Raw genomic sequence first — 21,084 nt, 5'->3', positions numbered from 1 at the left:
GGGGCCACCGGGGCTCCGCGCCCGGTGCGCTCAAACGTCGCGCGGGCTGGAGAATCCAGCCCCGCCGGCGTTTGAGGCGCGGGGGTCTGGGGGCGGAGCCCCCAGGGGGTCCGGGGCGCAGCCCCGGGGAACGGGCGAAGGGCGGGTAGGGGAACCGGCCCCGCGCAGCGGCAACGCACCCGCACCCGGCCCATCGCCCAGGCCCACGGCACCGGCCCGCCGCACGGAGGCGGCCCGCGCAGGTGGAAGAATGGGGGCATGGCTTCTGACCGTCCTCGCGCGCTCTCCGGCATCCAGCCCACCTCCGGCTCGTTCCACCTCGGGAACTACCTCGGAGCGATCCGCCAGTACGTCGCCCTCCAGGAGACGCACGACGCCTTCTACATGGTCGTCGACCTCCACGCGATCACCATGCCGCAGGATCCGAAGGACCTCCGCGCGAACACCCGCCTGTCCGCCGCGCAGCTCCTCGCGGCCGGCCTGGACCCCGAGCGGTGCACGCTCTTCATCCAGAGCCACGTCCCGGAGCACGCGCAGCTCGGCTGGGTCATGAACTGCATCACCGGCTTCGGCGAGGCCAGCCGGATGACCCAGTTCAAGGACAAGTCCGCCAAGGGCGGGGTCAACAGCGCCAGCGTCGGCCTGTTCACGTACCCGATCCTCCAGGTCGCCGACATCCTCCTCTACCAGGCGAACGCCGTCCCGGTCGGCGAGGACCAGCGCCAGCACATCGAGCTGACCCGCGACCTGGCCGAGCGCTTCAACCAGCGCTTCGGCCGGACCTTCACCCTCCCCGCCGCGCACATCGTCAAGGAGGTCGCGAAGATCTACGACCTCCAGGACCCGGCGATCAAGATGTCGAAGTCCGCGTCGTCCCCCAAGGGTCTGATCAACCTCCTCGACGAGCCCAAGGTCACCGAGAAGAAGATCAAGAGCGCGGTCACCGACACGGACACCGTGATCCGGTTCGACACCGAGAACAAGCCGGGCGTCAGCAACCTGCTCACCATCCTGTCCACCCTCACGGGCGAGTCCGTCCCCGCCCTGGAGGCCTCGTACGAGGGCAAGGGTTACGGTGCGCTCAAGACCGACCTCGCCGGCGTGATGGTCGATTTCGTCACACCCTTCCGGCAGCGCACCCAGGAGTTCCTGGACGACCCGGAGACCCTGGACTCCCTGCTGGCCAAGGGTGCGGAGAAGGCCCGGGCGGTCGCCGCCGAGACCCTCGCGCAGGCCTACGACCACCTCGGTTTCCTGCCCGCCAAGCACTGACGGACTTCGGGCCCCTGGCGGCAAAGGGGGTGCTGCCGCCACACTGAGCGGCAGCACCTCGTACACACACCAAGGAGACACACGTGGGGACCGTAACGCTCGGCGTTTCGATCGCGGTCCCGGAGCCGTACGGCAGCCAGCTCCAGGAGCTGCGCGCCGGCTTCGGGGACGCCGCCGCGCACGGCATCCCCACGCACATCACCCTCGTACCGCCCACCGAGGTGGAGACGGACCGGCTGCCCGCGATCCGCGCCCACCTGACCGAGGTCGCGCGGGCCTTCGAGGCCTTCCCGATGCGGCTGGAGGGGACGGGGACCTTCCGCCCCCTCTCGCCGGTCGTCTTCGTCCGGCTCGCCGAGGGCGCCCCGGGCTGCACCCGCCTCCAGGCGGAGGTCCGCGACCCCCAGGGGCCGCTCGCCCGCGAGCTGGCCTTCCCGTACCACCCGCACGTCACGGTCGCCCACGGGATCTCCGAGGAGGCGATGGACCGGGCCTTCGGCGAGCTCGCCGACTACCGGGCCGGCTGGCGGTGCGAGGGCTTCGCGCTCTACGAGCAGGGCTCGGACGGGGTCTGGCGCAAGCTGCGCGAGTACCCCTTCGGCACCGGGGCCGTCGGCGTTCCCGCGCAGCCCGCTCCACGGGGCGACGCGGCCGTGCCGCGCCCCTGACGCAGGAGCCGCTGGGCGGCCCGGTGCGCGTGGAAGCGGAAACTCCGCAGGAGCAGCGCATGGAACGGGCTGGTCGGGGGACGATCCGTAGGGCGAAAAGTCACAATCGACGACCGTAGCGCCCAAAACCGGCAATCCCTGCTATTTCACTCAGCTCATTTACGGTGGCCCCCATGGACTGGCTGAAGAAACTCCCGGTGGTCGGCCCGGCGGCCTCCGCCGTCATGCGCACCCACGCCTGGCGTTCCTACGAGCGCCTCGACCGCGTGCACTGGACCCGGCTGGCCGCCGCGATCACCTTCATCAGCTTCCTCGCGCTCTTCCCGCTGATCACCGTCGCCGCCGCGGTCGGCGCCGCCCTGCTCAGCCAGGAACAGCTGGACCAGCTCCAGAAGAGCCTCGCCGAACAGGTCCCCGGCATCTCCGACCAGCTCAACCTGGAAGGGCTCGTCGCCAACGCCGGCACCGTCGGCCTCGTCGCCGGCGCCCTCCTCCTCTTCACCGGCATCGGCTGGATCGGATCGATGCGCGACTGCCTGCGCGCCGTCTGGGAGAAGGACGACGAGGACGAGGGCAACCCGGTCCTGCGCAAGGGCAAGGACGGCCTGGTCCTCCTCGGCCTCGGCGGCGCGGCCCTCGCCTCGGCCGCCGCCTCGGTCGTCGGGGCCAGCGCGGTCGGCAAGTCCGCCGAGCTCCTGGGCATCCCGCGCGAGGGCGCGGGCGGGGCGCTGCTGCGCGGCGCGGCCTTCGGCGTCGGCGTGGTGGCGGCCTTCCTGCTGCTGCTCTACCTGCTGACCCTGCTGCCCGGGGTCGAGCCGCCGCGCGGCCGCCTGGTCCAGGCGGCCCTCATCGGCGCGGCGGGCTTCGAACTGCTGAAGCTGCTGCTCAGCGGCTACATGCGGGAGGTCGCGGCCAAGAGCATGTACGGGGCCTTCGGCGTGCCGATCGCCCTGCTGCTGTGGATCAACTTCACGGCGAAGCTGCTGCTCTTCTGCGCGGCCTGGACGGCGACCCGCGACGACGAGGAGCCGCGGGACGAGAAGCAGGAGCAGCAGGCCGCCTAGGCGTCGGTGCCGCCCCCCGGGCCGCGGCGGCCGTGCGGCCAGCGGCGGTTGACCACGAAGGCCCCGCCGGCCAGGAGCACCAGCGCCCCGCCCGTGATGCCGAGGGCGGTGCCGAGCCCGCCGCCGCCGGAGCCTTCGGCGCCCGCCGCGGGGCCGCCCTTCTCGTGCGTGGTGGCGGGCGAGCCGAGCGGGGTGGCGTCCGCGCTCTTCGGGGGCACCAGCTCGCCCACCGGCTTGACCTTGCCGGCCGCGGCGAAGCCCCAGTCGAAGAGCGCGGCCGTCTCCTCGTAGACCTCGTTGATCCCGCCGTTGTCCGGGTTCATCACGGTCACCAGCAGCTTCTTGTCGCCCCGCTGGGCGGCGCCGGTGAAGGTGGAGCCGGCCATGGTGGTGTTGCCGTTCTTCACCCCGGCGATGCCCTTGTACGGGGTGATGCCGCCGGCGCCGGTCATCAGCCGGTTGGTGTTCTGGATCTCGAAGTACTCGCGCGGCCTGCCCGCCTCCTGTCGGCCGGGGAACTTCGCCTCCGCCGTGCCGCAGTACTCGCGGAAGTCCTGCTTCTGCAGCCCGGAGCGGGCGATGAGGGTGAGGTCGTACGCGCTCGACACCTGCTCGGGGGCGTCGTAGCCGTCCGGGGACACGACATGGGTGTCCAGGGCCTGGAGCTCCTCGGCGTGGGCCTGCATGTCCTTGACGGTCTTGTCGATGCCGCCGTTCATGGCCGACAGGACGTGCACCGCGTCGTTCCCGGAGCGCAGGAACACGCCGAGCCACAGGTCGTGGACGGAGTAGTCGTGGTCCTCCTTGACCCCCACCAGGCTGCTGCCGGGGCCGACGCCGTCCATGTCCTGGTCGGTGACGTGGTGCACCTGGTCCTTGGGGAGGCCCGGCAGGACCGTGTCGGCGAAGAGCATCTTCATGGTGGAGGCCGGGGGCAGCCGCCAGTGGGCGTTGTGCGCGGCGAGCACCTCGCCGGTCTCGGCGTCCGCGACGATCCAGGACCTTCCGCTGAGGTTGGCGGGCAGGGCGGGCGCGCCGGGCATCGGGTTGACCTGCGTCCCGGGCTGGCCGAGGCGGGCGCCGCCGACGGTGGACATGGAGGGGGGCGGCGCGAGGGCGTCCGGTGCCTTCGGGGGCTGCCCCTTCCCGTCGGCCGCCGGGGGCGGCGTGGGCGCGGCGTGTACGGACGCGCTCCCGGACGCCATGAGCACGGCTGGAGCCAGCAGCGCGGCGGAAAGGACCGTCAGCGCGGTCTTCTTGGCAGACACGCAGGTGAACGTACATCCCGATGGACTGACTGGCGTCCGGGACCGGCCAACGGGGCTCAACCACCCCCGGTACGGCCCACCCCGGCGCGTCCGTCCTGGGGACGAATCCGATACTGGGGACATGAAACTCAGCCGCACCGCGTCCTGGTTCCTCGCAGCGTTCGGAGCTTGGTCCTGGGTGATCTGGTCCACGTTCGTCAAGAACCTCTTCAATGACGCCAGCGGTCTGGCATTCGATGACGGTGAGCCCACGGCCTACTTCTGGGTCCACCTCCTCCTGGCGGTCACGTCTTTCCTCCTGGGGACCGCCGTTGGTGTGATCGGGTTGCGCGGTGTCCTGGCCCTGCGACGGGAATCACGATGACCGTGTTTGTGGTGATTGTGGCGGTGGTCGCGGTCCTGGCGCTCCTTGGGTTGGTCCACCGGTGGCTGTGGGTCCGGCTGGTCCGCGACACGACCCGTGCGGGCGGGGCGGCGCGGAGGGCGGGCACGGTGCTGGCCTTCGCCCTGCCGCTGCTCGCGCTGGCCGCTCTGACGGCGGGCCGGGCGGGCGCGCCGTTCTGGCTGGAGCGGCTGGTGGCGTGGCCGGGGTACATGTGGCTGGCCGTGCTGCTGTACCTCGCGATGGCGATGGCCGTGGCGGAGCCGGTCCGCCGCCTGTGGCTCCGCAGGCTGCCCGCGCCCCCGGCTCCCCGGCCGTCGGAGGGGCTTGAGCTGGAGCCCGCCGCTCCGGGGGCGCAGCCCCGGCCCCCGGTGGAGCCGGGCGGGGCGGAGTCCCTGGTGCGGGAAGGGCCGGGCGGGGGAGCGGTCCCGCAGGAACCCACCGCCACCGAGCCCCCCGCCGGGGTCGGGCGGCGGGTGTTCGTGGCGCGGGTGCTCGGTGGGGCGGCGGTCGCCGCCGCCGCGGGGGTCGTCGGCAACGGGACCTACGGCGTGCTCCGCGGCCCCCGCGTGAAGCGCGTGCAGGTGCCCCTCGCCCGGCTGCCCCGCGCCGCGCACGGGTTCCGGATCGCCGTGGTCAGCGACGTCCACCTCGGCCCGGTGCTCGGCCGCGCCCACACCCGCCGCATCGTCGACACCGTCAACCGCACCCAGCCCGACCTCATCGCCATCGTGGGCGACCTCGTGGACGGCGACGTCGGCGACCTCGGGCCCGCCGCCGAGCCGCTGCGCGAGCTCCGTGCCCGCCTCGGCAGCTTCTTCGTCACCGGCAACCACGAGTACTTCTCCGGCGCCCAGCAGTGGGTGGACCACGTCCGCGAACTCGGCCTCACCCCCCTGGAGAACGCCCGCCGCGAGCTGCCCCACTTCGACCTCGCCGGGGTCAACGACGTCCAGGGGGAGAAGGAGGGCAAGGGGCCCGACTTCCGGGCGGCCCTCGGCGACCGCGACCGCGCCCGGGCCTCCGTGCTCCTCGCCCACCAGCCGATCGTGATCGACGAGGCCGTCCGCCACGGGGTGGACCTCCAGCTCTCCGGGCACACCCACGGCGGCCAGCTGTGGCCCGGCGAGTACCTCGCCGAGCTGGCGAACCCGACCGTCGCGGGCCTGGAGCGCTACGGCGACACCCAGCTGTACGTGTCCCGCGGGGCGGGTGCGTGGGGGCCGCCCGTCCGGGTCGGGGCGCCCTCCGACATCACCGTCGTCGAACTCGCCTCGTACCAGGCCTGACCCGTCGCCGACCGGGCTCCCGACCGCGCTCCGACGGGGGCGGGGGCCCGGCGCCCTCGGGATGGGCTCAACCGGCTGCGGGTGGCGCGAGGGTGTCCCCGTGCGCCAGCAGCAGGGCGCCCAGGGAGCCGGCCAGCGCTTCGCAGGTGTCGCGGTCCAGGGGGGCCAGCAGGCTCGCGTAGTGCCGCAGGTGCGCCTCGATGACCGTGTCGATCAGGGTGCGGCCCGCGTCGGTGAGCCGGATGCGCACCGAGCGGCGGTCGGCCCCGTCGCGGACCCGCTCGACCAGGCCCTTGGCCTCCAGCCGGTCGATCCGGTTGGTGATCGCGCCCGAGGTCACCATGGCGGCGGGGATCAGCGCGCCGGCGGTCAGCGCGTACGGCGGACCCGACCGGCGCAGGGTGGACAGTACGTCGAACTCGCCCACTTCCAGGCCGTGTTCGGCGGTGAAGGCCTTGAGGTACTTGTCGATGAGCCGGTTCACGCGCTGGATCCGGGCCAGCACCTCGACGGGCCACAGCGCCTCCGTGAGGTCGGGGCGCTCCTTCTGCCACTGGCCGACGAGCGAGGCCACCATGTCCTGGTCGTTGCCGTCCTTTTCCATGCCCCAAGAATAGCTCAACGTTAAGACACTTGACGTTGAGGCAGTCTCTCTGTTTTTATCTCAACGTTGAGATTGTCAAGGTTGAGATGTGAAGGGGAGTGGGTCACCCATGACGGTCACCGCCACCACCGGCAGGAACCGGGCACCAGCCGCCGCCACCCGGGCGCCCGTCCCGGTCTTCTGGCTCGCCCTGCTGGCCACCCCCATCGCCGCCGGAGCCAACGCGCCGGTACTGATCCTCCCGGACATGGCCCGCGCGCTCGGCGTCGCCGACGCCACCGCCGCCTGGCTGCTCACCGCCTTCGGCTGGGCCATGGCCACCGGCACCCCCCTGATGGCCGGACTCCTGCGCCGCCGGGGCCTGGCCGCGGTGCTCCGCCTGGCCGCCGCCCTCGTGACGGGCGGCACCCTGCTGGTCGCCGCCTCCCCCTGGCTCCCGCTCACCCTCCTCGGCCGCTGCGCCCAGGCCGCCGGCGGCGCCGGGCTCGTGGCCGCGGCGATGAGCCTCGCCGGGACCGCCCGCCGGATGGGCGTCATCAGCGCCGGCTTCGGCATGCTCGGCGCGGCCGGACCCCTGCTCGGCCGGACCCTCGCGGACGGCGCCTCCTGGCGGCTCGCCCTCGCCGTCCAGGCCGCCGCCCTGCTGGCGGTGCCCGCGGTGCTGCGGCACGCCGGACGCGGGCCGGCCCCGGTCCCCGCGGGCCGCTTCGACGGGCGCGGCGCCGCCCTGTTGACCGCTCTCGCCACCGCCCTGGTGCTGCTGCCGACCCAGCCCCTCGCCGCCGTCGCCGGCGCCCTCGTCGCCGCCGTGCTGCTCGTCCTGCACGTACGCCGCCGCCCCGACGGGTTCGTGCCCGCCGCGCTGCTGCGCCGGCCCGTGTTCGTGGTCTCGGCACTGCTCGCGCTGGTGCTGTCGACCTCCTACTTCACCCTGCTCTTCTCGGCGCCCCGGCTGCTCGCCGACCGGGCCGGCTGGGACGCGGCCTCCGCGGGCACCGGGCAGCTCTTCGCCCTGCTGGCCGGGGCCGCCCTGTCCTGGCTGCTCGCCGCCGCCTCGGCCCGGACGGGCCGCGCGGCCGTCCGTACGGTCCTGGTCACGGCCGGCGCCGCCGCCGCGCTCCTCGGGGTCTTCGCCGACTCCGGCCCGCTGCTGGTCGTCGCCACCGGGGTGGGCGTGTTCACCGCCAGCGCCGCGAACGCGGTCCTGTCGACCCACGCCGTCGCCGCCGCCCCCGACGAGGCCCACCGGCCCAGCGCCATCGGCCTGTTCACCCTCTGCTACCAGCTCGGCGGCGCCTTCGGCCCGGCCGTGGCCACCCTGCTGGTCCTGGGCTGAGCAGCCCCCGGTCCCGGTTCCCGGGCCCTCACCCCTCGCCGGGGTGGGGGTCCGAGGCGCGCTTGCCGCCGCGCGCCGCCGCCGTCTGGGCCATCCCCGGAAGGAAGTCCGCGAACAGCTCGTGCAACTCGCGCACCAGCGGCCGCAGTACCCGGAACCGGGCCAGCACGATGCCCCGCGTGGTCAGCTGCGCACCGCGCTCGGCGAGCCGGCGCGTCTTCTCGCTGCCGGGCGAGCGGTCGAAGACCCAGTACAGGACCAGGCCCATCTGCGAAAGCCACATCAGCTCCGGCAGTACGTCCGCCAGTTCGGCCGGCACCTTCGTCTTCGCCCCGGCCAGCACCTCGCGGTGGATGTCGATGGCCGCCTTGCGGGCCGGCTCCGACTCCGCCGAGAAGGGGCTGAGCGGACTCTCCGGATCCGCCGCGTTCTTGAAGAACTGCGAGGCGAACTCGTGGTAGGGCTCCGCGATGTCCAGCCAGCTCGTCAGCACTCCGGCGAGCCGCTTCTGGAGATCGGTCTCCTGCTCCAGGATCGACCGCACCGCCGCCTGGTGAGCCGCCCCGATCCGGTCGTAGAAGCCCTGGACGAGGTGCTCCTTCGACTCGAAGTAGTAGTACGCGTTGCCGACCGAGACCCCCGCCTCCTTGGCGATGCCCCGCATGGTCGTCTTGTCGAACCCGCGCTCCTGGAAGAGCCGGAGCGCGGTTTCGAGGATCAGCGTGCGGGTCTGCTCGCTCTTGGGCGCCTTCTGATCTGTCACGGTGTCCGACTTTATCGGGGCCCGGAACAGCGGTCGTCACAGGCCGGTTCTCCGGACTCCGCTTCGGAATTGGTCCGGACCGCGGCCCTCCGGGGCCCGCCCCGAACACGCCCGAGGCCCGCACCCCCGGAAGGGGTGCGGGCCTCGGGTCCGGGCTCGGCCGGAAGCGATCAGAAGCGGCGCGTGATCAGCGCGCGCTTGACTTCCTGGATCGCCTTGGTGACCTCGATGCCACGCGGGCACGCGTCGGTGCAGTTGAACGTCGTGCGGCAACGCCACACGCCGTCCTTGTCGTTCAGGATCTCCAGCCGCTGCTCGCCGGCCTCGTCGCGCGAGTCGAAGATGAAGCGGTGGGCGTTGACGATCGCCGCCGGGCCGAAGTACTGGCCGTCGTTCCAGAACACCGGGCACGAGGACGTGCACGCGGCGCACAGGATGCACTTGGTGGTGTCGTCGAAGCGCTCGCGGTCCTCGGCGGACTGCAGGCGCTCACGCGTCGGCTCGTTGCCCTTGGTGACCAGGAACGGCATGACGTCGCGGTACGCCTGGAAGAAGGGCTCCATGTCGACCACGAGGTCCTTCATCACCGTGAGGCCCTTGATGGCCTCGACGGTGATCGGCTTCTCCGGGTTGATGTCCTTGATCAGCGTCTTGCAGGCGAGCCTGTTCTTGCCGTTGATCCGCATCGCGTCGGAGCCGCAGATGCCGTGCGCGCACGAGCGGCGGAAGGTCAGCGTGCCGTCCAGGTCCCACTTGATCTTGTGGAGACCGTCGAGCACGCGCTCCTTCGGGTCGATCTCGATCTGGAAGTCCTGCCACTCCGCCTCGGCCGAGACCTCGGGGTTGAAGCGGCGGATCCGGAACGTGACCGTGATGTACGGCGAGGCGGCGGCCGCCGCCTCCATCTTGTCCAGGGTGGGGGTGGCCATCAGTACTTACGCTCCATCGGCTGGTAGCGGGTGACGACGACGGGCTTGTAGTCCAGACGGACGGAGTCCTGGCCGTCGGCGCCGACCTCGCGGTACGCCATGGTGTGGCGCATGAAGTTGACGTCGTCGCGGTTCGGGTAGTCCTCGCGGTAGTGACCGCCGCGGGACTCCTTGCGCGCCAGCGCGGACACGGCCATGACCTCGGCCAGGTCGAGCAGGTTGCCCAGCTCGATGGCCTCCAGCAGGTCCGTGTTGAAGCGCTTGCCCTTGTCCTGGACGGACACGTTCTTGTAGCGCGCGCGCAGCTCCGCGATCTTCTCGACCGCGGTCTTGATGGTCTGCTCCGTGCGGAACACCATCACGTTCGCGTCCATCGTCTCCTGGAGCTCCAGGCGCAGGTCGGCGACCCGCTCGTTGCCCGTGGAGTTGCGCAGCTGCTCGACCAGCTCGGCGACCTGCTGCGCCGGGTTCTCCGGCAGCTCGACGTAGTCGTTCTCGGCGGCGTACTTGGCCGCGGCGATGCCGGAGCGCTTGCCGAAGACGTTGATGTCGAGCAGCGAGTTGGTGCCCAGGCGGTTGGCGCCGTGCACCGACACGCACGCGACCTCGCCGGCCGCGTACAGGCCGGGGACGACGGTGGTGTTGTCCGCCAGGACCTCACCCTCGACGTTGGTCGGGATGCCGCCCATGGCGTAGTGCGCGGTGGGCTGGATCGGGATCGGGTCCGTGTAGGGCTCGATGCCGAGGTAGGTGCGCGCGAACTCCGTGATGTCCGGGAGCTTCGCGTCGAGCTGCTCCGGCGGGAGGTGGGTCAGGTCCAGGTACACGTGGTCGCCGGCGGGGCCGCAGCCGCGGCCCTCGCGGATCTCCGTGTAGATGGAGCGCGAGACGACGTCACGGGACGCGAGGTCCTTCATGACCGGCGCGTACTTCTCCATGAAGCGCTCGCCGTCCTTGTTGCGGAGGATGCCGCCCTCACCGCGGGCGCCCTCCGTCAGCAGGATGCCCATGCGCCAGATGCCCGTCGGGTGGAACTGGAAGAACTCCATGTCCTCCAGCGGCAGGCCGCGGCGGTAGCAGGCCGCCTGGCCGTCACCCGTGAGGGTGTGCGCGTTGGAGGTCACCTTGAAGAACTTGCCGGTGCCGCCGGAGGCGTAGATGACGGCCTTGGCCTGGAACACGTGGATCTCGCCGGTGGCGAGCTCGTACGCGACCACACCGGCCGACTTCTTGACGCCGTCCTCCTCGACCAGGAGCTGGTCCAGGACGTAGAACTCGTTGAAGAACTCCACGCCCTCCTTGACGCAGTTCTGGTACAGCGTCTGGAGGATCATGTGGCCCGTGCGGTCCGCGGCGTAGCAGGACCGGCGGACCGGCGCCTCGCCGTGGTTGCGGGAGTGGCCGCCGAAGCGGCGCTGGTCGATGGTGCCGTCCGGGGTGCGGTTGAACGGCAGGCCCATCTTCTCCAGGTCGAGGACCGCGTCGATGGCCTCCTTCGCCAGGATCTCGGCGGCGTCCTGGTCGACCAGGTAGTCACCGCCCTTGACCGTGTCGAAGGTGTGCCACTCCCAGTTGTCGTCCTCCACGTTGGCCAGCGCGGCGGCCATGCCGCCCTGCGCGGCGCCCGTGTGGGAGCGGGTGGGGTAGAGCTTCGTCAGCACGGCGGTGCGGCTGCGCTTCGTCGCCTCGATGGCGGCGCGCATGCCGGCGCCACCTGCACCGACGATGACGGTGTCGTACTTGTGGATCTTCATTGGTTTCGCCTCAGCCCCGTTGCCTAGCGGATGTTCGGGTCGAAGGTGAAGATCACCAGCGTGCCCAGAAGGATGGTGAACACCGTGGCGGTGTAGAGCAGGCCCTTCAGCCACAGCCGCGTGTTGGCGCGCTCCGCGTAGTCGTTGATGACGGTACGCAGGCCGTTGGAGCCGTGCAGCATGGCCAGCCACAGCATCAGCAGGTCCCAGACCTGCCAGAACGGGGACGCCCAGCGGCCGGCCACGAAGGCGAAGCCGATCTTGGAGACGCCGCCGTCCAGCACCAGCTGGATGACGAGGTGGCCGATGACGAGGACGACGAGCACGATGCCCGAGAGGCGCATGAAGAGCCACGCGGCCATCTCGAAGTTGCCGCGGGTGGAGCGCGGGGTCTTGCCCGTGCGCTTGCGCGGGGCCTCGATGTAGGGCGCCGGGTTGTCGGTGTCGTAGAGGGAAACGCCCTCCACGTCACCGATCGCCTTGGCGGAAGAAGTGTCAGAAGACATGCGTGTCACTTCCCGAACAGTTCGAGGTAGGCGTGGCCCAGTACGGGGTACAGGGCCCCGATCATCAGGACGACCCAGATACCCACGACCCACCAGAGCATCGACTTCTGGTGGCGCGGGCCCTTGGACCAGAAGTCCACGGCGATGACACGGAGACCGTTGAGCGCGTGGAACAGGATTGCGGCGACGAGGCCGTACTCCAGCAGCGCGACGATCGGAGTCTTGTAGGTAGCCACGACATCGTCGTACGCCTCGGGGGAGACGCGGACGAGAGCGGTGTCGAGGACGTGTACGAACAGGAAGAAGAAAATGAGGACGCCGGTGACTCGATGAGCCACCCAGGACCACATTCCTTCCCGGCCGCGGTACAACGTTCCAGCCGGCACGGAAAACCCTCCGGAAGCGGGGCGGGGGCCAGCCGGCTTCTTTGTCGGTCGGGCCCGGCCGGGTACGGTCCACCGGCCCCGGACATCGTAGCGACGCTTTGTCGGTTCCCTCGCCCGGGGTCCGCCGGTGTGATCAAACAGGCACGGACGGGCTATCCCACAGGGGCGAATAGCCCGAAATCGGCAGCAGACAGACCGTCGTCCGGGTCCCCGGGCCGCGCACCGGCGAGTCGGTCCAGCAGCCGGACGGCCCGGGAGCGGGCCACCAGGCGCAGTTCCTCGGCGGCGATCGAGCGCTCCTCGTCGATCTCGTGAGCCATCCTCCGGCGGATCGCGGCCAGCAGCTGGTCCACTTGCTCCTCCGGCGGGTGCCCGTCCAGGCAGATCACGAAGGCGTGCCCGAAGGTCCGCTCGTACTCCGCGCGGGCCGCGTCGAGCGCGAGGAGCGCGGCGTACGGGGCGCCCTGGCCCAGCTCCGCCGAGGCCTCCCGGGCCAGCGCCTCGGAGAGGTCGCCCTGGGAGAGGTCGTACGAGGCCTCCTCGCAGGCCGCCTGCAGCGCGGCGGTGTCCGGGTAGGGGCGGTGGGCGGCCACCCGGTGGGCCCAGCGCCCGCTGCCGCAGCAGCGCAGCAGGAGGGTGCGGGCGGTCTCGGGCGGCAGGGAGTTGAATCGCGCCAGTCCGGCGCCGGGGGCGGAGGCCGGACCGCGGACCTGCGCCGGAAGGTGGCTGGACAGCGGAGTACTCCTCGGGGCGGGGCGCGGGTGTACCGCCACGCTAGCGATCTCGTGGTGGCCGTGCCCTGCCGGAACGGGGATTTCACCCGGAAGTGAGCCGAAAGGATGAGGCCGGGGAGGTTTGACCCGGCTGGGGAGGGCCGCGGGGGCCCGGAAGGGGGGAGGACGACCGAGGCCGCCACCCCCCACAGGAGAGGCCCCGGTCGCCATCCGTCACGGACTCGTGCGACAAGCCCGTATTCATGTCAGCGTATGGAGTGCGTTTTCTGTCACACCCCGCTCCGCGCAGGCTTGGTTGCTGGTTGTACAACTCGTGGACGAGAGGTACGTGAAAGCCGTAACGTGCGGATTTGCGCCACACGTACAGGACGTTGAACGGGTTGGGGACTTTGCTGGGGGACGACGCGGAGCTGACCGCCGCGGTGCTCGCGGCACAGGACGGCGACGAGAGCGCGTTCCGGACTGTGTACCGCACCGTGCACCCACGCCTGCTCGGATACGTACGCACGCTCGTCGGCGACGGCGACGCCGAGGACGTGACCTCCGAGGCCTGGCTGCAGATCGCCCGCGACCTCGCCTCCTTCACCGGCGATGCCGACCGCTTCCGCGGCTGGGCCGCCCGCATCGCCCGCAACCGGGCCCTCGACCATATCCGCATGCGCGGCCGCCGTCCCGCCGTCGGCGGTGACGAGACCGAGCTGACGGGCCGGGCCGCGGACTCCGACACGTACGGCGAGGCCATGGAGGCCCTGTCCACCGGACGCACCATGAAGCTGATAGCCCAGCTGCCGCAGGACCAGGCCGAGGCCGTCGTCCTGCGCGTGGTCGTCGGCCTCGACGCCAAGAGCGCCGCCGAGACCCTCGGCAAGCGCCCCGGCGCGGTCCGCACGGCCGCGCACCGGGGGCTGAAGAAGCTCGCGGAACTCCTCAGCGCGGAGCTCGGCCCCGCCGGTGCGGCGGGCGGGACGGAAAACGAAGCGGAACCCCGCGCCCGGGTCGGCCATAATGCCGGGGACCAGGCACGGGAGCGCGACCTCGACGCGGTGCCCGCGCAGCGCGCGCGGGCGGGGGACCTGGTGGAGCGAACCGGTGTGACGCATTCACGTTGGCGGACGCAGAAGGACATGTGATGGCCGACGAGCACAACGCGTGGCTGGACAGGGCCACGGCGGACGAGCTGCTGCGCGGAGGAACACCCGGCCCGGCCGGATCCGGCGCCGACCCGCGCGCCCGGGCGGAGGCGGCCCGGATGCGCGCCGCCCTCGACGCCCTGACCCCCCGCACAGCAGGGGGAGAACTGCCCGGTGAGGAAGCCGCCCTGGCCGCGTTCCGCGCGGCCCGCGCCGAGGCTCCCGCGCCGACGGTGGCCTCGGCGGCGGCTGCCGCCCCGGCCGGCCCCGGCGTGCCCGGGGCGGACCGCGAACCCGTGGTCGACCTCGCGCCGATACCCCCCGTACGCATACCCGCGCAGCGGCGTCCCGTCACGGCCGCCCGCTTCGGGCTGGCGGCCGCGCTGGCCTCGGTCGCCGTCGGCGGGATCGCCGCCGTCGCCGGCACCGGCCTGCTGGACCGTGCCGCGCACCTGACGGCCGGCCCCGCCCCGGCGGTCTCGGTCAGCGCCGACTCGGACCCGGCGCCCGCCGGGGACACCGCCGGCGCCACCCTCGTACCGCAGCTGCGGCCGACCCCCTCCCTGGGCGTCGACGGCTTCTCGCGCGGCCCGGACGCCTCGCGGACGCCGGGCACGGAGACGCGTACGCTCCCCGACGTCGCGCCGAGCCTCCCCGTACCGCCCGGCACGGCCGCCTCGGGCGGCGGCGGTGGCGGCGGCGGAGCGGCGGGCACCGACGGCACCCGCGACTCGTTCGCCGGCGGCGGCGCCACCGCCGACAGCGGCAAGAACCAGGGCATCGAGGCGGAGAAGCCGCGCCCCGAGGACCTGTGCCGCGCCAACAAGGCGAAGAAGCTCGCCGACGACCGGCGCGAGTACCTCTCCAAGCTCGCCGGCGGGGCCGAGAAGGTCCAGCGCTTCTGCGCGACCCTGCTGGACGGGGCGACGAAGGGCACGGTCCCGCGCAGTGGCGCCGACCAGGGCAGCGCCCCGCTGCCGCTGCCGTCGATGACCCCGGTGACCAGCGGCGGGCTGGGCTTCCGCACCCGCTGAAACCTTTTTTCAGGTTCGCGTGCGGGGGCTGTAACACTTTTCGAACCGCCGGCGCAGTACGTATCGAGCCGACTGGTCATCGGCCGCGCACGAGCCGGGGTTCCCCCCGTACCCCTGGGCTCGGCGCACCCGGCGCGGGCGGGGCACGTTCCCCCGGCCCTGCCCGCGCCCCCTCTCCCCTTCGGGATCACCAGTAGACGACGACCTTGTCGCCCACCTTCACCTGGTCGAACAGCTCCGACAGCTTCTTCTTGTCCCGGACGTTCACGCAGCCGTGCGAGGCGCCGTCGTAACCGCGGGCCGCGAAGTCGGACGAGTAGTGCACCGCCTGGCCCTGGCTGAAGAACATCGAGTACGGCATCGACGTGTGGTAGAGCGTCGACGTCCACTCCTTCGCCTTCCACTCCACCTGGAACAGTCCCTCGCGGGTCGGCGTGTTCTCCGAGCCGAAGCGCACGTCCATCGTGGAGACGACCTTGCCGTCGATCATCCAGGCCAGGGTGCGGCTCTCCTTGCTGATGCACATCACCCGGCCCTGCATGCAGCGCGGGTCCGGGGCGTCCACCTCGTTGGTGGTCGGCGGGCGCAGCTCGTCATCGGTCGGCTTCTTCGTCAGGCCCTGCACCTTCTGCCAGGTGGCCTCGTCCACCGAACCGGTCGCGGGCAGCCCGTGCTGCGACTGGAAGGTCTTGACCGCGGCGGTCGTCTTCGAGCCGTAGAACGCGGTGGGCGCCGTCGACACCAGCTTGAGCTGGCGCAGCCGCGCCTGGAGTTCGCGGACCTGCTCGCTCTCGTCGCCGTTGGCCATGAGCGCCTTCGCACCGGGAGTGCCCGGCGCCGACGGCGCGGACGAGGACGCCGGCGCGGACGGCGAGGGCGAGGCGGGCTTGTCGTCCTGCTTGGACGGGGAGGCCGAGGGGGAGCCGGCCGGCGCCGAGGGGGCGGCCGGGCCCGCACCGGCACCCTGCGGACCGCACGCGGTCGCGGCGAACGCCACGGCCGCGGCCAGGCCGAGCGTACGGATGAATGCTTTCTTTCGGTGCATGGCGGTTCCCCCGAGTTCAAGGTCGTGTATCTAGGTGATGCCTCACGGGCGTGGACAGTTGCGGACGAACGCGCGATGTTGCCTCCTTGTGACCAGGCCGTCGCGGGTTCGGTGCGGTTCTACCAGCCCCCGGCCCGTCGGCTCCACGGACACGGAGGCTCCACCCATGGCCCGTCCCACGCCGCGCACCGAGAGCGGAATCCCCGTCGCACCGGTCTACGGCCCCGAGGACCTGACGGGATGGGACCCGCGGGCCCGTCTCGGCAGTCCCGGCGAGTACCCCTACACCCGGGGGATCCACCCCACGATGTACACCGGACGGCCCTGGACCATGCGCCAGTACGCCGGCTTCGGCACGGCCGCCGAGTCCAACGCCCGCTACCGGGCCCTCATCGCGGGCGGCGGGACCGGCCTGTCCGTGGCCTTCGACCTGCCCACACAGATGGGACACGACTCCGACGCCCCGCTCGCGCACGGCGAGGTCGGCAAGGTCGGCGTCGCGGTCGACTCGGTCGAGGACATGCGGGCGCTCCTCGCCGGGATCCCCCTCGACCGGGTGTCCACCTCGATGACCATCAACGCCCCGGCCGCCCTGCTGCTCCTGATGTACCAGCTCGTCGCCGAGGAGCAGGGCATCGCGGGCCGGCAGCTGACGGGCACCGTACAGAACGATGTTCTGAAGGAGTACATCGCGCGCGGCACGTACATCTTCCCGCCCGGCCCCTCCCTGCGGCTGACCGCCGACACCTTCCGCTACTGCCGCGAGCAGATCCCCAGGTGGAACACCATCTCCGTCTCCGGCTACCACATGGCCGAAGCCGGGGCCTCGCCCGTGCAGGAGATCGCCTTCACCCTCGCCGACGCGGTCGCGTACGTCCGTACCGCGCTCGCCGCCGGGATGGCCGTCGACGAGTTCGCCCCCCGGCTCTCCTTCTTCTTCGTCGCCCGGACCACCCTGCTGGAGGAGGTGGCCAAGTTCCGGGCCGCCCGGCGCATCTGGGCCCGCGTGATGCGCGAGGAGTTCGGGGCCCGCGACCCCAGGTCGCTGATGCTGCGCTTCCACACCCAGACCGCCGGGGTGCAGCTGACGGCGCAGCAGCCCGAGCTGAACCTCGTACGCGTGGGCGTGCAGGCGCTGGCCGCCGTACTGGGCGGCACCCAGTCGCTGCACACCAACTCCTTCGACGAGGCCATCGCCCTGCCCACCGAGAAGGCGGCCCGCCTCGCGCTGCGCACCCAGCAGGTGCTGGCGTACGAGACGGACGTGCCGCTGACCGTCGACCCCTTCGCCGGGTCGTACGCGGTGGAGCGGATGACGGACGAGGTGGAGGCGGCCGTGCTCGCGCTGATGCGGCGGATCGAGGACATGGGCGGGGCGGTCGCCGCGATCGAGGCCGGGTTCCAGAAGGACGAGATCGAGGCCAGCGCCTACCGGATCGCCCGCGAGCAGGAGAGCGGGGAGCGGATCGTGGTCGGCGTCAACCGGTTCGCGCTGGAGCGGGAGGAACCGTACGAGCCGCTGCGGGTCGACCCGGCGATCGAGGCCCGCCAGTGCGCGGCCCTGGCCCGGCTGCGGGCCGAGCGGGACGCCGGCGCGGTCTCGGCGGCGCTCGCGGCGCTGCGGGCGGCGGCGGCCGGGACGCGGGAGAACGTCCTGCCGCCGATGAAGGAGGCCCTGCGGGCGCGGGCCACGGTGGGGGAGGTGTGCGGGGTGCTGCGGGAGGTGTGGGGCAGTTACGAACCGTCCCGTTCCGCCCACTGAAATGGACTGGCGCGACAGGCGTGTCCTCATGGGACACTCCTGCCCATGCTGGGTGTGACAGATCTTCCTACTTATCTCGCCGCCGTCGTGCTGATCGTGCTGCTGCCGGGGCCCAACTCGCTGTACGTGCTCTCCGTGGCCTCACGGCGCGGGATCAAGGAGGGCTACAAGGCCGCCTGCGGGGTGTTCACCGGGGACACCGTGCTCATGGTGCTCGCGGCGGTCGGCGCGGGCGCGCTGCTCCAGGCCAGTCCGGTGCTGTTCACCGTGGTCAAGGTGCTCGGCGCCGGCTACCTCGGCTGGCTGGCCGTCGGCATGATGCGGGCCGCCTGGGGCATGTGGCGCACCCGCCGGGCCCGGCACGAGGAGCTCGTCACCGGCGAGGAGCCGGCCGGCGCGGCCGAGCGCCCCTACCGGCGGGCGCTGCTGGTCAGCCTGCTCAACCCGAAGGCCATCCTCTTCCTGCTGTCCTTCTTCGTGCAGTTCGTCGACCCCGGGTACGCCTACCCGGCGCTGTCGTTCCTGCTGCTCGGCGTGGTCTCACAGCTGGTCAGCTTCCTGTACCTGTCCACCCTGATATTCGCGGGCACCCGCCTGTCCGCCGCCTTCCGCCGCCGCAAGCGGCTGTCGGCCGGGGCGACCTCGGCGGCCGGGGTGATCTTCCTCGGCTTCGCCGCGAAGCTCGCCGTCAGCTGACCCCGCCCGGCCGTCCGCCCAGACGTCCGCCCAGCCTCCTGCGCAGGCGGTGCACCGTCCGCCGGACGGCCGGGCTCCGCGGCAGGAACGACAACTGCGCGGGGATCCCGCCCGGCAGCCCCAGGGTGGTCAGCCGGCGGCGGCCGAAGTAGCGCCGGGCGTACGGGGTCAGGTGCCGGGCGAGGTGGGCCTCCGCCTCCGCCCGGCGCCCGGCCAGCACCTTCGGCTGCATCGTGAACCCCACCGCCGCGACCAGCCCGGCCAGGTCCGCCGGCGGGTCCTGCGCCGGCCCGTGCAGGTCCGGGACCAGCGCGTCCACCAGCGTCAGCGGGATCCGGTTGCTGTTCTGATACGGGGCCAGGCGCGCCAGCAGCGCCCCCGTCCCGGTACGCGCCACCGGGATCCCGTACAGCGCCCGGGCCGTCAGCAGCCCGGTCGAGAAGCAGCCCGCCACCAGCGCCGGGCGCAGCCGCTGGTACAGGATCTCGGCCGGCAGCGGCCCGTCCAGCACCGTCAGCCGCGCCCCGAGCCGTTCGGCCTCGGCCCGCGCCCGCCGCCAGTACGCCGCCGGGGCGCTCGGGTGCGGCTTGAACACCAGCTCCCGGTGGCCCCACTCGAAGGCGCCGCGCACCATGTCGGCGTGCAGCTCCTCCTCCTCGTCGGGGGACATCAGCTCCAGCGCCGACAGGTACTGGCCCAGCAGCAGCGCCGGCGGTTCCTCCTCGCGGGGCTCGTAGCCGAGGTCCGACGCCTCGGGCAGGTCCGCGAGCTCCGCCAGGACCTTCAGCAGCGCGGGCGCCGGGACCACCTCGCCCCGCACCCCGAACTCCGTCAGCAGCAGCGGCTCCAGCCCCGGGACCAGGTCCGGGTGCAGCACCCGGCGCACCCGCATGCCGATCTGCGGGTCGAGCCGGAAGCGGGTGGGCCCGTACGACATCAGCCCGTCGGCGTAGACATCGACCGCGGCCCCCGGGAACAGCCGGCACAGGCTCTGCGCGGGCGGCACCTGGAGCGACTCCACGACCAGTTCGACCCGGTCCCCGCCCAGCCCCCACAGCGCGCGCAGCTGCCGCTCCCACATCGGCACGTCCTCCGGGCGCGGGGCCCAGCTGCTCGGGTGCTGCGGGGCGACCACCGCGTTCCAGTCGAGCACCTCGTCGAAGCGGGTGCGCAGCGCGCCGAACCCGGGCGCGGCGTCGAGCCCGGGGGTGACCTCGGGGGAGAGCGAGTGGTTGCTGGTCAGCAGGATCCGCCGGCCGGCCGGCGGGAAGGCGCCCGAGTCGAGGGCGGCGGCCAGGGTGGCCGTCCCGTAGAGGGTGGAGGCGAGGAAGACCTGGGTGACGTTCACGAGGCCGCCCCCGCCGCGTACCCCGCCGCCTGCCCCGCCGCGTGCGCCCCCGCGGCCCGCCGCCGCCGGCGCAGCCCCCGCAGCAGCGCGGAGCGTTCGGCGTCCATCGAGGCGATGACCCGGTCCAATACCGGCGCTGGCATGCGGCCGAGCGCGGCCGCGCTCATGAAACGGAGTTTTTTCGCCACGGCCGGTTCGAACCTCTCGCTGGAACCGAGGTGGTGCGCGATGATCGCGCAATATGTTCGAACGGCCTTGGGGATCAACAGTTCGTATTCCCGGTCGGTCGCCACGTCCGCGAGGACCTGGTCGAATGCGCGAATGAAATCGAGTTGGCGTTCGTCACCGATCTGCGTCAACGAGGTGGGAATTCCCCGCCGGTAGAACACCCCGGGCAGGCCCACCGCGGCGAAGGAGGCGGCCTCCCGGTGCAGCCGCCAGATCCACGGCCGGTCCTCCGCCGTCCGCAGCCCGTCGGTGAAGTGCAGCAGCCCCCGGTCCAGCAGCCGCCGGTGGTACATCCCCGCCCAGGCGTACGGATAGTCCACCGCGGTGGCCCGCGAGGCCGGCAGGATCCCGCACCGCGGATCCCCCACCACCATCTCCGGCCCGTACGGCACCCGCTGCACCACCCGGGACCGGCCCGTCACCTGCACGTGGTCGGTCCGGACGAAATCGCAGCCCAGGGCCTCGATGGCGGCCAGGGTGCGGGCCAGGTGCCCCGGAGCCAGCCAGTCGTCACCGTCCAGGAATGCGACGTACTCCCCGCGCGCCGCGTCCAGCCCCGTGTTGCGGGCCGTGGCCAGCCCGCCGTTGCGGTCCCGTCTGAGGTGCACCGCCCCCGGCACCCCGCCGGCCGCCGCGCGCTCCAGCAGCGCCGGCGTCCCGTCCGTGGAACGGTCGTCGACCAGCAGGAACTCGAAATCCCCGCGGGCGTTCAGTTCGAGGCTCTTCAGGGCGTCCGGCGCGTATGCCTGCACGTTGTGGAACGGCACGACAACAGAGAGCTTGAGCACCCGCGAGACAATAGGACGCACCCCGGCATTCGCCGTGGCCCGGACGCGGATTCCATGTGAACGAAACGGGGCGGGCGCGTTAACCCGCCCGCTTTCGC

Annotated in this window: 21 protein-coding genes; 10 read left to right on the top strand and 11 right to left on the bottom strand. The window is 72.3% G+C overall.

Translation table 11 applies throughout. The annotated features are described in order from the left end of the window. The first annotated feature begins 258 nt into the window (after positions 1–258). The 3 genes from trpS to ABD973_RS12090 all read left to right on the top strand — a co-directional run bounded on the left by trpS (position 259) and on the right by ABD973_RS12090 (position 3,004). The gene (gene trpS, locus ABD973_RS12100; RefSeq protein ID WP_125604332.1) at positions 259–1,272 is read left to right on the top strand and encodes a tryptophan--tRNA ligase; all 1,014 of its coding nucleotides are present in this window, start codon (positions 259–261) and stop codon (positions 1,270–1,272) included. An 83-nt stretch (positions 1,273–1,355) separates the two neighbouring features. Continuing rightward, positions 1,356–1,940: a 2'-5' RNA ligase family protein gene (locus ABD973_RS12095; RefSeq protein ID WP_125822186.1), complete on the top strand. Its 585-nt coding sequence runs from the start codon at positions 1,356–1,358 to the stop codon at positions 1,938–1,940. Between the two features lie 173 nt (positions 1,941–2,113). Then, complete coding sequence (locus tag ABD973_RS12090) at positions 2,114–3,004, top strand: YihY/virulence factor BrkB family protein (protein ID WP_345500099.1); 891 nt, start codon at positions 2,114–2,116, stop codon at positions 3,002–3,004. Here the strand turns inward: ABD973_RS12090 and ABD973_RS12085 are convergent. Beyond that, a complete protein-coding gene (locus tag ABD973_RS12085; protein ID WP_345500098.1) occupies positions 3,001–4,272 on the bottom strand; it encodes a D-alanyl-D-alanine carboxypeptidase family protein in 1,272 nt (423 codons plus the stop codon). The genes ABD973_RS12090 and ABD973_RS12085 overlap by 4 nt on opposite strands. 121 nt (positions 4,273–4,393) lie before the next feature. Here ABD973_RS12085 and ABD973_RS12080 point away from each other — a divergent pair, with 121 nt between their 5' ends. Both ABD973_RS12080 and ABD973_RS12075 read left to right on the top strand, forming a co-directional pair. Next, entirely contained in the window at positions 4,394–4,636 is a 243-nt protein-coding gene (locus ABD973_RS12080; protein WP_125604324.1) for an SCO4848 family membrane protein, read from the top strand. Next, positions 4,633–5,943 carry a metallophosphoesterase gene (locus ABD973_RS12075; protein ID WP_345500097.1) on the top strand — a complete coding sequence of 437 codons (1,311 nt, stop codon included), beginning with the start codon at positions 4,633–4,635 and terminating at the stop codon, positions 5,941–5,943. The genes ABD973_RS12080 and ABD973_RS12075 overlap by 4 nt, the downstream gene beginning before the upstream one ends. Before the next feature lie 67 nt (positions 5,944–6,010). Here ABD973_RS12075 and ABD973_RS12070 read toward each other — a convergent pair whose 3' ends face one another. Continuing rightward, a complete protein-coding gene (locus ABD973_RS12070) occupies positions 6,011–6,547 on the bottom strand; it encodes a MarR family winged helix-turn-helix transcriptional regulator (protein WP_345500096.1) in 537 nt (178 codons plus the stop codon). Positions 6,548–6,656: 109 nt separating this feature from the next. Between ABD973_RS12070 and ABD973_RS12065 the strand changes: the two genes are divergently transcribed. Continuing rightward, positions 6,657–7,883: an MFS transporter gene (locus ABD973_RS12065; RefSeq protein ID WP_345500095.1), complete on the top strand. Its 1,227-nt coding sequence runs from the start codon at positions 6,657–6,659 to the stop codon at positions 7,881–7,883. A gap of 28 nt (positions 7,884–7,911) precedes the next feature. Here the strand turns inward: ABD973_RS12065 and ABD973_RS12060 are convergent, their stop codons facing one another. The 6 genes from ABD973_RS12060 to ABD973_RS12035 all read right to left on the bottom strand — a co-directional run bounded on the left by ABD973_RS12060 (position 7,912) and on the right by ABD973_RS12035 (position 12,994). Then, entirely contained in the window at positions 7,912–8,646 is a 735-nt protein-coding gene (locus tag ABD973_RS12060; RefSeq protein ID WP_125598872.1) for a TetR/AcrR family transcriptional regulator, read from the bottom strand. Between the two features lie 170 nt (positions 8,647–8,816). Continuing rightward, positions 8,817–9,575 carry a succinate dehydrogenase iron-sulfur subunit gene (locus ABD973_RS12055; protein WP_125822192.1) on the bottom strand — a complete coding sequence of 253 codons (759 nt, stop codon included), beginning with the start codon at positions 9,573–9,575 and terminating at the stop codon, positions 8,817–8,819. Beyond that, entirely contained in the window at positions 9,575–11,329 is a 1,755-nt protein-coding gene (gene sdhA / locus ABD973_RS12050; protein ID WP_125822193.1) for a succinate dehydrogenase flavoprotein subunit, read from the bottom strand. The genes ABD973_RS12055 and sdhA overlap by 1 nt, the downstream gene beginning before the upstream one ends. Positions 11,330–11,352: 23 nt before the next feature. Then, the gene (locus ABD973_RS12045; protein WP_007266037.1) at positions 11,353–11,835 is read right to left on the bottom strand and encodes a succinate dehydrogenase hydrophobic membrane anchor subunit; all 483 of its coding nucleotides are present in this window, start codon (positions 11,833–11,835) and stop codon (positions 11,353–11,355) included. A gap of 5 nt (positions 11,836–11,840) precedes the next feature. Continuing rightward, positions 11,841–12,221 (bottom strand): succinate dehydrogenase, cytochrome b556 subunit, encoded by a 381-nt coding sequence (sdhC, locus tag ABD973_RS12040; RefSeq protein ID WP_125598861.1) that lies wholly within the window; start codon positions 12,219–12,221, stop codon positions 11,841–11,843. A 152-nt stretch (positions 12,222–12,373) separates the two neighbouring features. Further along, positions 12,374–12,994, bottom strand: coding sequence for a 2-oxo-4-hydroxy-4-carboxy-5-ureidoimidazoline decarboxylase (locus tag ABD973_RS12035; protein ID WP_164720937.1), 621 nt, complete (start codon positions 12,992–12,994; stop codon positions 12,374–12,376). 350 nt (positions 12,995–13,344) lie between these two features. Here ABD973_RS12035 and ABD973_RS12030 point away from each other — a divergent pair, with 350 nt between their 5' ends. Continuing rightward, positions 13,345–14,085 carry an RNA polymerase sigma factor gene (locus tag ABD973_RS12030; RefSeq protein ID WP_125824132.1) on the top strand — a complete coding sequence of 247 codons (741 nt, stop codon included), beginning with the start codon at positions 13,345–13,347 and terminating at the stop codon, positions 14,083–14,085. Next, positions 14,085–15,119 (top strand): hypothetical protein, encoded by a 1,035-nt coding sequence (locus ABD973_RS12025; RefSeq protein WP_125822194.1) that lies wholly within the window; start codon positions 14,085–14,087, stop codon positions 15,117–15,119. Before ABD973_RS12030 ends, ABD973_RS12025 begins: the two co-directional genes overlap by 1 nt. A gap of 187 nt (positions 15,120–15,306) precedes the next feature. Here ABD973_RS12025 and ABD973_RS12020 read toward each other — a convergent pair whose 3' ends face one another. Continuing rightward, positions 15,307–16,164 (bottom strand): L,D-transpeptidase family protein, encoded by an 858-nt coding sequence (locus ABD973_RS12020; protein ID WP_125822195.1) that lies wholly within the window; start codon positions 16,162–16,164, stop codon positions 15,307–15,309. 166 nt (positions 16,165–16,330) lie between these two features. Between ABD973_RS12020 and ABD973_RS12015 the strand changes: the two genes are divergently transcribed. Both ABD973_RS12015 and leuE read left to right on the top strand, forming a co-directional pair. Next, positions 16,331–17,926, top strand: coding sequence for an acyl-CoA mutase large subunit family protein (locus ABD973_RS12015; RefSeq protein WP_125822196.1), 1,596 nt, complete (start codon positions 16,331–16,333; stop codon positions 17,924–17,926). Positions 17,927–17,971: 45 nt separating this feature from the next. Then, positions 17,972–18,622 carry a leucine efflux protein LeuE gene (leuE, locus tag ABD973_RS12010; protein WP_125598849.1) on the top strand — a complete coding sequence of 217 codons (651 nt, stop codon included), beginning with the start codon at positions 17,972–17,974 and terminating at the stop codon, positions 18,620–18,622. Here leuE and ABD973_RS12005 read toward each other — a convergent pair. After that, positions 18,615–19,970 (bottom strand): polysialyltransferase family glycosyltransferase, encoded by a 1,356-nt coding sequence (locus ABD973_RS12005; protein WP_125822197.1) that lies wholly within the window; start codon positions 19,968–19,970, stop codon positions 18,615–18,617. The genes leuE and ABD973_RS12005 overlap by 8 nt on opposite strands. Beyond that, on the bottom strand, positions 19,967–20,986 hold the full coding sequence (locus tag ABD973_RS12000) for a glycosyltransferase family 2 protein (protein WP_125822198.1): 1,020 nt from the start codon (positions 20,984–20,986) through the stop codon (positions 19,967–19,969). The genes ABD973_RS12005 and ABD973_RS12000 overlap by 4 nt, the downstream gene beginning before the upstream one ends. Positions 20,987–21,084 lie beyond the last annotated feature (98 nt).

The organism is Streptomyces racemochromogenes (genome assembly GCF_039535215.1).
Classification (GTDB): Bacteria; Actinomycetota; Actinomycetes; order Streptomycetales; family Streptomycetaceae; genus Streptomyces; species Streptomyces racemochromogenes.
The sequence above is the reverse complement of the archived record's forward strand: the minus strand, read 5'-3'. Positions and strand labels throughout refer to the sequence as shown.